The sequence below is a fragment of the Roseateles sp. P2_H4 genome (assembly GCF_056403315.1).
The window spans coordinates 213,823-225,791 of the sequence record NZ_JBFUFR010000002.1; the positions used below are offsets into that span (position 1 = coordinate 213,823).

12 protein-coding genes are annotated in these 11,969 nt (G+C 68.1%); 1 reads left to right on the top strand and 11 read right to left on the bottom strand.

Going from position 1 to position 11,969, the window contains the following annotated elements:
- Nucleotides 1-77: 77 nt before the first annotated feature.
- The 8 genes from AC1DW3_RS02695 to AC1DW3_RS02730 form a co-directional block, all read right to left on the bottom strand.
- Nucleotides 78-1,757, bottom strand: coding sequence for an MFS transporter (locus AC1DW3_RS02695; RefSeq protein WP_477928337.1), 1,680 nt, complete (start codon nt 1,755-1,757; stop codon nt 78-80).
- A 186-nt stretch (nt 1,758-1,943) separates the two neighbouring features.
- On the bottom strand, nt 1,944-2,603 hold the full coding sequence (locus AC1DW3_RS02700; protein ID WP_477928339.1) for a DsbA family protein: 660 nt from the start codon (nt 2,601-2,603) through the stop codon (nt 1,944-1,946).
- Entirely contained in the window at nt 2,600-2,827 is a 228-nt protein-coding gene (locus AC1DW3_RS02705; protein WP_477928341.1) for a DUF1289 domain-containing protein, read from the bottom strand. The genes AC1DW3_RS02700 and AC1DW3_RS02705 overlap by 4 nt, the downstream gene beginning before the upstream one ends.
- Nucleotides 2,824-3,345: a YbaK/EbsC family protein gene (locus AC1DW3_RS02710; RefSeq protein ID WP_477928343.1), complete on the bottom strand. Its 522-nt coding sequence runs from the start codon at nt 3,343-3,345 to the stop codon at nt 2,824-2,826. The genes AC1DW3_RS02705 and AC1DW3_RS02710 overlap by 4 nt, the downstream gene beginning before the upstream one ends.
- Nucleotides 3,346-3,374: 29 nt before the next feature.
- Nucleotides 3,375-3,770 carry a hypothetical protein gene (locus tag AC1DW3_RS02715; RefSeq protein WP_477928345.1) on the bottom strand — a complete coding sequence of 132 codons (396 nt, stop codon included), beginning with the start codon at nt 3,768-3,770 and terminating at the stop codon, nt 3,375-3,377.
- A gap of 10 nt (nt 3,771-3,780) precedes the next feature.
- Nucleotides 3,781-4,170, bottom strand: a complete 390-nt coding sequence (locus AC1DW3_RS02720) for a DUF3224 domain-containing protein (protein ID WP_477928346.1) — start codon at nt 4,168-4,170, stop codon at nt 3,781-3,783.
- Nucleotides 4,170-5,402: a cyanophycinase gene (locus AC1DW3_RS02725; protein WP_477928348.1), complete on the bottom strand. Its 1,233-nt coding sequence runs from the start codon at nt 5,400-5,402 to the stop codon at nt 4,170-4,172. Before AC1DW3_RS02725 ends, AC1DW3_RS02720 begins: the two co-directional genes overlap by 1 nt.
- Nucleotides 5,403-5,538: 136 nt before the next feature.
- Nucleotides 5,539-7,017, bottom strand: a complete 1,479-nt coding sequence (locus tag AC1DW3_RS02730; protein WP_477928350.1) for a cyanophycinase — start codon at nt 7,015-7,017, stop codon at nt 5,539-5,541.
- Between the two features lie 168 nt (nt 7,018-7,185).
- Between AC1DW3_RS02730 and AC1DW3_RS02735 the strand changes: the two genes are divergently transcribed.
- The gene (locus AC1DW3_RS02735; RefSeq protein WP_477928351.1) at nt 7,186-9,900 is read left to right on the top strand and encodes a TonB-dependent receptor; all 2,715 of its coding nucleotides are present in this window, start codon (nt 7,186-7,188) and stop codon (nt 9,898-9,900) included.
- Here the strand turns inward: AC1DW3_RS02735 and AC1DW3_RS02740 are convergent.
- The 3 genes from AC1DW3_RS02740 to AC1DW3_RS02750 are packed head-to-tail and all read right to left on the bottom strand — an operon-like array spanning nt 9,893 to nt 11,714.
- Nucleotides 9,893-10,312, bottom strand: coding sequence for an acyl-CoA thioesterase (locus AC1DW3_RS02740; protein WP_477928353.1), 420 nt, complete (start codon nt 10,310-10,312; stop codon nt 9,893-9,895). The two genes, AC1DW3_RS02735 and AC1DW3_RS02740, sit on opposite strands and share 8 nt — an antisense overlap.
- On the bottom strand, nt 10,309-10,932 hold the full coding sequence (locus AC1DW3_RS02745) for a YceH family protein (RefSeq protein ID WP_477928354.1): 624 nt from the start codon (nt 10,930-10,932) through the stop codon (nt 10,309-10,311). The genes AC1DW3_RS02740 and AC1DW3_RS02745 overlap by 4 nt, the downstream gene beginning before the upstream one ends.
- Nucleotides 10,932-11,714, bottom strand: a complete 783-nt coding sequence (locus AC1DW3_RS02750; protein WP_477928355.1) for an SDR family oxidoreductase — start codon at nt 11,712-11,714, stop codon at nt 10,932-10,934. The genes AC1DW3_RS02745 and AC1DW3_RS02750 overlap by 1 nt, the downstream gene beginning before the upstream one ends.
- Nucleotides 11,715-11,969: the final 255 nt, after the last annotated feature.

Below are 11,969 nucleotides of genomic sequence, written 5' to 3' on the forward strand. Positions count from 1 at the left end.
GGCAAGCATCGCCGTCCCCTCGGGGGACCGGCTGGGCACGCCCGCGTTCAGCGGCGCGTGACCAGACGAGGGGCTCGTCAGTCCCGGGCGTAGATGTCCACGTCCTTGGTTTCACGGACGAACAGCACGCCGATGACGAAGGTCGCGGCAGCGATGACGATGGGGTACCAGAGGCCGTGATAGATGTTGCCGTTCTGCGCCACCATCGCGAAGGTGATGGAGGGCAGCATGCCGCCGAACCAGCCGTTGCCGATGTGATACGGCAGGCTCATCGACGTGTAGCGGATGCGGGTCGGGAACATCTCGACCAGCATGGCCGCGATCGGGCCGTAGACCATGGTCACGTACAGCACCAGCACGAACAGGATGGCGATGACCATCGGCACATTGGCCTTGGCCATGTCGGCCTTGGCCGGGTAGCCGGCGGCCTTCATCGCTTCGCCCAGGTCCTTCTTGAAGGCGGCGATGGCCTTGGTGCTGGCTTCGTCGAACTTGTGCTCGGTCAGCTTGGCCGCGGTGGGGACGGCGATTTCCTTTTCACCGACGCGCACGACGGTCGGCGAACCGGCCGGCGCCTCGACGGTCTCGGAGCTGGCGGACGAGCCCGCCAGCGCGCGCTTGGCGATGTCGCAGGCACTGGTGAAGTCCACTTCACGGGCAATCGGGCTGCCCTGGAAGGAGCAGCTGGCCACGTTGGTGCTCAGCGTGACCTTGGAGGTCTCCTGGGCCTTGGCGAGGTCGGGGTTGGCCGCGCCGGTCAGCGCCTTGAACAGCGGGAAGTAGGTCAGCGCGGCGAGCAGCAGGCCGGCCATGATGATGGGCTTGCGGCCGATCTTGTCCGACAGCGTGCCGAAGATGACGAAGAAGGGCGTGCCCAGGATCAGCGCGATGGCGATCCAGATGTTGGCGGTGGGCGCGTCGACCTTGAGCACCGACGTCAGGAAGAACAGCGCGTAGAACTGGCCCGAATACCAGACCACGCCCTGGCCGGCCACCAGGCCGAAGAGAGCCAGCAGCACGATCTTCAGGTTCTTCCACTGGCCGAAGGACTCGGACAGCGGTGCCTTGGAGGTCTTGCCCTCGGCCTTCATCTTCTGGAAGGCGGGCGATTCGTTCATCGACAGACGAATCCACACCGAGATACCCAGCAGCAGGATGGAGACGATGAAGGGAATGCGCCAGCCCCACTCGGCGAAGTCCTTCTCGCCCAGCGAGGTACGAACGCCCAGGATGACCATCAGCGACAGGAACAGGCCCAGCGTCGCCGTGGTCTGGATCCACGAGGTGTAGGCGCCGCGCTTGCCGTGCGGCGCGTGCTCGGCCACATAGGTGGCGGCACCGCCGTACTCACCGCCCAGAGCCAGGCCCTGCAGCAGACGCAGGCCGATCAGGATGACCGGGGCCGCGGCACCGATGGTCGCGTAGGTGGGCAGCACGCCGACGATGAAGGTCGACAGACCCATGATCAAGATCGTCACCAGGAAGGTGTACTTGCGGCCGATCATGTCGCCCAGGCGGCCGAACACCAGCGCGCCGAAGGGGCGCACGATGAAGCCCGCGGCAAAGGCCATGAGCGACGCGATGAACGCGGCGCCAGGCTCCAGGCCGGCGAAGAACTGCTTGGCGATGATGGCCGCCAGGGAACCGTAGAGGTAGAAGTCGTACCACTCGAACACCGTGCCCAGCGAAGAAGCGAAGATGACCTTCTTCTCTTCGCGGGTCATCGGCGCCGAGGCCGTTGAAGTCGCAGTTGCCATTGATATGTCTCCGTCGTGTTGCAGGCCGCCCCACAGGCTTCCCTCACCGTGACTATTCACACCGCCTCTGACCCCGTTCTGACGCCAGTCTGAATCGAGGCTGACAAACTCCGCAGGAACCCGCAGTTCGCATTTCTCAATGCGAGATCAGATGACCCTCGCGGGTAAATCCTGAGACGTTTTGAATCAGTGTTTCCGGGTGATGCCGGGTCTGGCCTGAGCCGCCGACTCCCAGACGCCGCTGCGAAACCAGGGGTCGCCCGCCAGCGCCGCGCGCAGCATGGGCAGCGCGTCCTGGCCCCAGAACAGGCGCCCCTCGAACTCGATGGTCGGCACGCCGAACACGCCCAGGGCCAGCGCGCTTTCAGTTTCGCTGCGCAGGCGTTGCTTGACGGCGTCGCCGGCCGGATCCTGCGCAGGCGCGAGACGCTCGGTCAACGCGGCCAGGCGAGCCGCGTCGCTGGCGTCGGCGCCGGCGCCGCGCCAGACATGGTGGAAGAGCTGCTCGACGACCCAACGGCCCGGCGTGTCGCCGGGCTGGCCTTCCGGCGCCGCGCAGGCCCAGGCCAGGCGCAGCAGCGGCAAGGGGTTGAAGGGGTGCTGGGCCGGCGGGTCCAGCACGACGCCCTGGGTGTGCGCCAGCCAGGCTACCTGGCGGAAGGTCCAGCGGCGCTTGGCCTCGATCTCGGCCGGACCCTTCTGCCCGAGGGCCTGAAGCAGGGCCGCGAACAGGATGGGCCGGTAGACGACCTCGACGCTGTGGCCGGCCAGCGCCTCGGGCAGGGCCTCGAAGCCCAGGGCCGCATAGGGCGAGATGGGGTCGAAATAGAAGGTCAGCTGCTTCATCGATCCTGTTCCTCGCTGTGCGGCCAGGGGCCGAGCCACAAACCATGGCGATGCATCTCGACGCGCCGCTCGGGCAACTGATCCAGGATGTGGCGTTGCAGGGTCTCGGGCGCCCCGCCCCAGCCGGCGATCTCGTTGATGCTGCGCGCACAGCCGCGGCACCAGCCGGTGGCAGCGTCCATCTGGCAGACGTTGACGCAGGGAGAAACGACCGCGGGCTTCATGCCTGAACGACGTCGATGACGGGAGCGCCGGTGATCCTCTCCAAATCGCCCGGCGTCAGCTTGAACACGCCGTTCGGATGTCCGGCCGCGGCCCAGATGATGTCGAAGCGGAACAGTTCGCGATCGATGAAGAGCTGGGGGTGGGCCGCGCCGTCGGTCGGTGCGAAGCCGGCGGGCGACACGCCGCCGATGGAGAAGCCGGTGCGGGCCTTGACGAAGTCGGCGTCGGCCCGGCCCAGCGGCCCGGTGTGGGGCTTGAGCTTGGCCTCGTCGACGCGCTTGTCGCCCGAGGTGATGACGAGGACGGCCCCATCTTCAGCCCCTTCGGCCTTGCGGCGGAAGACGACGCACTTGGCGATCTGGCCGAGCGTGACGCCGAGGGCGTCGGCCGCCTCCTGGGCGGTGCGGGCGGCAACGTCCAGCCACAGCGGCGCATGCGGGTGGGCAAGCGCCGTCAGCGCCGCGTTGACGCGCTGAAAGCCTTCGGGTCGGGTGTCGCGGGATTCGGTATCGGGCATGGCCGCAATTGTGTCGCGGCCCTGCCGCGTCAATCGCGGTCCTTGCCCTTGTCCTTGTGCTTGCCATGGCCCTTGCCATGGCCTTTGCCCTGGTCGTTGCCTTCGCCGCGCCGCTCGTAGCGATCCTGGTACCAGTCCTCGCGGACAAAGTAGACCGGCATGCCACAGGCGTTGTAGCGGGCGCAGTGCTTGGCCCAGTTCTTCTGGTGGCCGGGCGGGATGCGCATATAGACGGGCTCGACATGCACGGGCCGACGCTGCACCCAGACGGGCTCGGCCAGCACGACGGGCGGCGGTGCGACGTTGCCGATGTCGATGCGTCCGTAGAAGCCCGGCTGGCCGATCTGCACCGACACGCCGACGTCGGTGGCCCGTGCGGCGCCCGCGAGCAGCATCAGGGCCATCAGGGGGAGGATTTTCGTCATGGCGTCTCCTTCAGTCGGGCAGCGAGAAGTCAAAGTCGTAGAAGTGCTGGTGGCCTTCGACGCGGATGCGCATGCTGCCGGCCAGGCCGGCCAGGGCGCCGGTGCCGGAGTCGGGCACGACGCTGATGTCCAGCGTGGGCTGGCCGCGGCTCATGCGGCCCTGGTGGACCAGGGCGAAGCTGCCAGCGCGCCCCTGCAGGCTGCCCGTCACCGTCTCCAGCGCCACATAGGCCGCCGAGCCGGCCACGCTGCCATGGGTGGCCAGCATCTGGCCGGCACCCTTCGCCTCGAGGGCGCCGTGATACTGCTTGTCGAGCAGCATGCGGCCGATGGCCGGGCTTTCGGGCTGTGCGTCCTGGCCCTTCATGCCGACGCTGAATTCACCGCTGATCGCCGTCATCACCGTTCTCCTTGGAGCTGCGGCTCCGATTCGACCACGCGCAGCGGCTCGGCGGCCAGCGGCGTGAACAAGGGGTTGGCCACGCGCACCGGCACGACGTCGAGCCGGGCACCCAGCACCGTGTAGTCCTCGCTGCCCAGCATCGCGCTGCACCAGCCGACGAGGCCGGGGCCACGCCGCAGGCGGAACTCGAAGCCGATGTCCGGCATCGGGTCGCCCGGCCGGGGGTTGGCCCGGTAGGCCAGGCCGCGCACCTGGGGCGACGGCCCGTCGAGCAATTGGGTCAGCGCTTCGAGGAGGCAACCGTCGCCGAGGATGTCGAGGAAATAGCGGTCGGAGTCCAGGCCCGGCTCGAAGCCCGGGGCGGCCGGTTCGATGCGCGGCTCGCTCAGCTTGTGCGGGGCCGGCGTCGTCACCCCGCTGACGAGGTCGTGGCGGTCGCCATGGTCCAGATAGGACAGGCGGGCGCCACGCAGGTTGAAGGCTGGCAGCGTCGGGTCGTGGGTGGCTTCGCCGAGGTCGACCAGCACGGCGCCGCTGCCACCGATCACCTCGAGCGCGGAGCCCTTGATGACGACCGCGGCGTTCTCGTCCACGCCCAGGCCGAGACGGTAGCCGAGTGCCTGCAGGGCCGGCAGCATGCGGCCGATGCGGCCCCGCTTGAGGAAATGCTGGTCGATGAGGAGGTCGGGGGCGACGAAGCCGAAGCCGCGGTCGTACTCCTGGCCGGCCCGCCACTGGCCGCGCAGCACGGCGAGGTTGTCCATCGCGTCGCGGAACATCAGCCGGCTCATGACGGCCGCACCCGCGCTGGTGCCGGCAATGACACCACCGGCCGCGAAGACGGCACGGATGGCGCCGAGCATGGCCGTCGGCTGGCCACCGGGTTGCAGCACGTCGACGAGGTATTCCTGGGCGCCGCCCGAGAAGAACACCGCCCGCGACGCCGCAACGCGGGCGATCAGCGCCGGGTCGTTCAGCGTGGCGGCCAGGTCTATCCCGTCGAGATGAGGCGCGAGCGGGATGGCCTCGGCGCGGGCGCCGCAGCGGTTCAGCGCCGCGACGATCTGGGCCGCGATGCGCTCAGGTTCGTAGGCTGCCGTCGGGAAGACGGCGATGGGCGCGCCAGCGCCACCGGCCTCGTCGACGATGCGCTGCCAGACAGCGTCGCTGTCAGCTTTGAGTGCGCCGCCAATGACGATGACGGTGCCGGCGGGGGCGTGGGAGACCAAGGTAGATGAAAGAGCCCGGCGAAGGGGCCGGGCCGGCAGGAATCACAGGCCAGCCATCATGGCAGCGCGGCGGCGGCCGCAACAGCGGGTCAAGCCCGAGGAAGCGCAAGCAGCCGTGAGCAAACGCTGCAAGCCGTCACGGCCGGGCCGCCGAGGCGGCCGACGCAGCGGCAGGTGCTGGCGGAGGGGGCGGTGTCGCAGCCGCCTTGGGCGGCGTCCAGCCGCCATACAGCGGCATGGGCAGGCGCACCGGGCTGATGTCGAGGTAGAGGTTGGTGACGGTGAACTGCTCGCCGCCGAACTCCTCGGTGCTCCAGCCCAGCGAATCCGAGCCCTTGTAGAGGCGGAACAGGAAGCCCAGCTCGGCCAGCGGGTCGTTCTGGCGCGGCAGCACGTCGAAGGCCAGGCCCTTGACCTCCTTGCGCATGCTGTCGATCAGGCGGCTCATGGCACCGGAGATGGTCGAGTCGCCCAGCATGTCGAGGTGGAAGACGTCGTCGGTGTAATAGGGCTTGAAGTTGGGCGACTCGGCGTCGTGCAACTCGCCGCGCAGCTTGGGCGCCGAGGGCGTCGTCGAACGTGCGCGCAGGTGGTAGCGGTCGCCGTGCTCCAGGTAGGACAGGCGCGCGCCCTGCACATTGAAGGCGCCCAGCGTGGCATCCGTCTTGGCTTCGCTCAGGTCCACGACCAGGGCGCCACGGTCGCCGATGACCTCGATCTCGTCGCCACGAATGATGGCGGCGGTGTTCTCGTCCACGCCCAGGCCGATCTTGTAGCCCTTGGCCATCATCAGCGGGATCATGCGGCCGAAGCGCCCGCGCTTGAGGAAATGCTGGTCGACGAAGAGATGCGGGCCGACGAAGCCCAGGCCGCGGTCGACCTGCTTGCCATCGACGAAGCGGCCCTTGAGGATGTTGACGACGCTGGGCGCGTCGCGAAACATGACCGTGCTCATGATGGCCGCGCCGGCCGAGGTGCCGGCGACGACACCGCCCTTGCGGTAGACATCCCAGATGGCCTCCAGCATGGGCGTGCTCTGGCCGCCGGGCTGCAGCACGTCGACGATGCGCTCCTGCGTGCCACCGGTGAAGAAGATGCCCTTGGCGGCCTTGACCTTGGCGATCAGCGCCGGGTCGCGCACGACCTTGGTCAGGTCCACCCACAGGAATTTGGGCGCCACGGGCAGGGCCTCGGCGATGGCACCGCGGCGCTGCAGCAGGTCGACGACCTGCTTGGCACTGGCTTCGGGATCCTCGCTGGCGGTGCCGAAAACGACGAAGCGCGCGCCCTTGCCGCCGGCCAGTTGGACGATGCGCTGCCAGACTTCCTCGTTGTCGGCCTTCAGGGCGCCACCGATGGGCACCGCATAGCCGCGGATGGCGGGCTCGGTCTCGACGACGGCCGAGGCAGGCGCCGGGGCCGATGCGGGTGCGTGGACCGGGGCCGCCGCCTTGGCCGGTGCCGGTGCATTCGCACGCGGGCCCGAGGCCGGCGTGGCGGGTCGAAACAACCTGAAACCCTGGGGCGCACTCGCCGCCGGTGCTGCGGGGGTGGCCGCCTGCACGCTCATGGCCATCGCCATCGCTGCCATTCCGGCCCAGATCCTTGCCCTCATGCCCACTACCCTCCTTGGTCAGACCGCGCATGATGACAGAGCCCCGATGACCATTCGCCCCTAATTCAAACGACGAGGGGCGTGGCGCGGGCGAGACGAATCCACAGCTGGCTACCGGCGGCTAGCGCCACCGTGCCTAGACTCGCGCGAACCACGGAGGCCACCCCAATGAAAACGCCCTGCCCTTCCCGCATTGCCGCCGCAGCGGCGCTGCTCGCGCTGAGCTATGTCGCTCAGGCCCAGGCCCAGTCGACGCTGGAGCGTGTCGAGATCACCGGCACGGCCATCAAGCGCATCGAGGGCGAGACGGCGCTGCCGGTGCAGGTCATCACGCGCAACGAGATCGACAAGGCCGGCGTGACGACGGCCGCCGAGCTGATTGCCCGCATCAGCGCCAGCGCCAACAACCTGACCGACGGCGGCAGCATTGGCTACGGCGGCTTTCGCGACCAGATGGGCCTGAACGCCGCCAACCTGCGCGGCCTGGGCGTGTCGTCCACGCTGGTGCTGCTGAACGGCCGGCGCATGGCCAACTTCGCCTCGCCGGGCGACGCCGCCGGCGTGGACCTGAACAGCATCCCGGCTGCGGCCATCCAGCGTGTCGAGATCCTGCTGGACGGCGCCTCCTCGCTGTACGGCTCTGACGCCATCGGTGGCGTCATCAACTTCATCACGCGCAAGGATTTCAACGGCGCCGAGATCAGCGTGCTGGCCGGCAACACGACCGAGGGCGGTGCCAGCAAGCGTTCGGCGACGCTGGCCGGCGGCTTCGGCGACTACGGCCGCCAGGGCTTCAACGTGATGGCCGTGCTGGACGTGCAGAAGACCACCAGCCTGAATGCCTCGCAACGCAAATTCATCAAGGAGCTGGACATCCCCGGCCGGCTGCCGGACCTGCTGTCCAGCGCCAGTTATCCCGGCAACATCCTGCTGGACCAGAACCTGCCGGCCTCCGAGCAGCGCGACACCCTGATCGCGGAAGGCTACAAGGCCAATGGCAAGGACGTCATCAGCACCTACCGGGTCAACCCTCTGGCCGCCACTGGCTGCAATCCGGCCAACGGCAGCCTCTACCTGCCCGACGGCATCGGCGGCGTGGACGGCTGCACCTTCGACTACATGCGGGACATCGAGCTCTATCCCAAGGCGAAGAAGAGCAGTCTGTTCACCCGCGGCGTGTTCAACCTCGGCGGCGGCCACCAGCTCTTCGCCGAGGCTTCGCTGGCGCGCGCCCGCACCTTCTACACCGGCACGCCCAACCGCGTGGACGCCGAGATCGACATCTCGCGCATCCCGGCCCTCGCCTTCAGCTCGCTGAACGCGCTGCCGGCAGACGACGAGCGCCGCATCATGGTCGTGCGCACCCGCCTCACCGAGTCAGGCCTGCGCACCAGCGAGGTGGTGTCTTCGGCCGACCGCTTCGTGCTGGGCACCAACGGCTTGCTGGCCGGCTGGGACTACGAATGGGCACTGAACCACAGCCGCAGCAAGGTGTCCGACCGCGACTATCAGGGCTATCTGAACGAAGCGATGATCATGGACGGCTTCGCCGCCGGCACGCTGAATGCGTTCGGCCCGTCCAGCGCGGCGGGCCTGGCTCTCTACGAGAAGGCCCAGATCCGCGGCGAGGTTCGCCAGGCCACCGGCACGATGGACGCGCTGGACTTCAAGGCCTCCAAGGCGCTCACGCAGCTCGCCGGCGGCGACCTGGCCGTTGCCTTCGGTGGCGAACTGCGCCGCGAGAAGCAGAACTACCATCAGTCCGATGCACTGAAGCAGGACCTCATCCTGGGTGAATCCTCGCAAGGCCCGGACTCCGATTTCGGCAAATCGCGCAAGGTCAGCGCCGTGTTCGGCGAGATCAGTGCGCCCGTCACCAAGCAGCTCGAGCTGCAGGCGGCGCTGCGCTATGAGCACTACCAGGTGAGCGGCGGCGCGGCCAGCCCGAAGGTCGGCCTGAAATACGTGCCCATGCCGGAGCTGCTGCTGCGCGCCTCGGTCGGCAAGGGCTTCCGGGCACCGAGCATGTCCGACCTCTACCGCCCGCTCACGCAAGGAAATTCCGCCACGCTGGTCGACCCGGTCTGCCTGGCCGCCGACCCGGACAACACGCCCACCGACTGCTCCGACATCTGGACCACGCTGAACTACAGCAACGCCAAGCTCAAACCGGAGAAATCGCGCCAGTTCTCGCTCGGCGCCGTCTTCGAGCCGCGGCGGGGTGTCAGCGTCAATGTGGACTACTGGAACATCGAGAAGACCAACCTGATCAGCACGCTGGGCGTGGACGTGATCCTTGGCAACCTCGCCAAATACGGCGGCTTCGTGCATCGCGATGACGACAACGACATCGAGGCCATCGACCTGATCAAGGAGAACCGCGGCAAGCAGCGCATCTCCGGCCTGGACCTGGGTGTGTCGCTGACCAACCTGAAGACCGGCTTCGGCCAGTTCGGCCTGCGCCTGAACGGCACGCTGACGCTGAAGTCGCAGCAGCAGACCGGTGACGGCGACCCCTTCGTCAGCAACCTCGGCGTCTTCATCAACGACGGCGTCGTGCAGCGCTGGCGGCATACGCTGAGCCTGGACTGGGAGCACGGCCCCTTCTCGGCCACCGTGTCCAACAGCTACCTGCAGGGCTACGACGACCAGCACATCATCGGCAAGTCGGACATCAAGGTCGGCGCCTATTCGCTGTGGAACCTGTCAGGCGGCTGGGACGTGACCAAGTCGCTGACCCTGCGTGCGGGGGTGCAGAACGCCTTCGACAAGTCGCCGCCTTTCTCGCAGCAGGCCTACTTCTTCCTGTCCGGCTACGACCCGAGCTACACCGACCCGCGCGGCCGCTACGCCTACATCAGCGCGAAATACACCCTCAAGTGACCAACGCCCGCACCCACTCCGGCAGGGCAATCGCCTTGTCGGTCTGGGCGTCGAACCACAGCGTCGTCGCGCCGCCCTCGGCGTAGATGACGCCGGGCGCGTCGGCGCGCTCCAGCGTGATCCAGGTCTCGAAGCTGGTGCGGCCCGGGTCGCTGACGTAGTGCTTGGCCAGCACCTCACCCGGCACCTTCAACTGGCGATAGAAGTTGCAGAAGGCGTTGACGATGACCGGCCCCTGCCCGCCCGGGTTGGGCGGCGCACCGATGGCGGCGAGCCAGTCCACGCGTGCCATCTCCAGGTAGCGGAAGTAGAGCGTGTTGTTGATGTGGCCCATCGCGTCCATGTCGCCCCAGCGCATCTGGATGCGCAACTCGAAGGTCAGCTTCTTGTCGGCCGGGACGACGTATCTCATGGGGTGATGCCCAGTTCGGCCGCAATGCGGTTGACGAGTTGGCGCAGCGAGGCGACTTCCGCGCGCAGCAGGGCCACTTCCTCATCACGGGGCATGGCCACCGCGGCGGCCTGCTCGATGGACGCCACCGGCCCGCACAGCAGCTGCGCCCAGCGCGCCTCGCGGGCGCCGGGGGCCTTGGGCAGCTTGATGGCCATGGGCGGCTCGCGCTCGGCCAGTTCTTCCAGAAAGCCCTCGACCGACGACACGTCGGCAAAGCGGTGCAGGCGCTCGGTGTTCTGGCGCAGCTCGGCCGCCGTCTGCGGGCCACGCAGCATCAGCTGGGTCAGCAGGGCCATCGCGGCGCCGGGCACACCCACGCCGCGCGCGAAGTTGTGCTCATAGCGCACCACGCGGCTGCCGCTGACCGTGTTGACGAGGCTCAGCGCCTTCAGCTCCTCCACCGTCGCCAGCACTTCGGCTTCGCTGACGTCCATGACCGGATCGCGCGCCGTCTTCTGGTTGCAGCCCGACGTGAGGGCATTGGCCGACAGCGGGTAGCTGTCGGGCACGGTGCTTTCCTTTTCGACGAGGACGGCGAGGACGCGGGCTTCCAGCGGGGTCAGGTCTCGCTTCAACATCAGACTCCGAAACCGTCGTCGGCCTGGATCACCGCGCCATTGATGAAGTGGCTCTCGTTGGCGCACAGCATCAGCAGGGCCGTGTCGAGGTCCCTGGGCTGGCCCACGCGCTTCCTCGGCAGCAGCTCGACGAGCTTCTTGCCCTGCTCGGTGCCCCAGTGGTGGTGGTTGATCTCGGTGTCGATATAGCCCGGGCAGATGGCATTGACGTTGATGCCGTACTTGCCCCACTCCAGCGCCATCGCCCGCGTCATGTGGATGACGGCGGCCTTGCTCATCGCATAGACGCCGATCTGGCCCAGCACGCGCAGGCCGGCCATGGACGCGACGTTGACGATGCGCCCGCCGATGAAGGTGCCGGGCGCCGAGCCGCGGGCACGGGCCAGCATGCGCTTGCCCACCTCCTGCGCGACGAAGAAGGCGCCGCGCGTGTTGGTGTGCATCACATAGTCGTAGTCGTTCTCGGTGACGTCGGTGAGGCGCTGCGTCGTGCTGACGCCGGAGTTGTTGATGAGGATGTCCAGCGTGCCGACCTCGGTCTCGGCGTGGGCCACCGCGGACTTGATGCTGTCCACGTCGGTCACGTCCAGCTGCACGACATGGGCGTCGCCGCCGTTGCCCTCGATCTCGGCGCGCAGGTCCTTCAGCCGCTCGACGCGCCGGCCGGCCAACACGACGCAGGCGCCGGCCTGGGACAGGGTCTTGGCGAACTGCGCGCCCAGGCCGCTGGATGCACCGGTGATCAGGGCCACGCGGCCTTCGAGGTTGATGGCGTAACTCATGAGACTGCTTTCYGAGTGGGTTGCGTCCATCCTACCGGGCCAGGAGGCTGTCAGGCTTGGGGACGGGTGCGCGCCGCAGCGAGTTGCGATGCGAGACCAGGCGCGGGAGAGGCGTGTGGCGGGCCACACAACGAGCCCGCAACGCCGGATCGCCTCGCAAATCGCTCCGGCCCTTCGGGTTGGGCCTGCAAGGGGCCGCTTCAGCGTTGCAAATGCTCGCCGTAGCACCGCTACGCCTGCGCTTTGCGCCTTGTC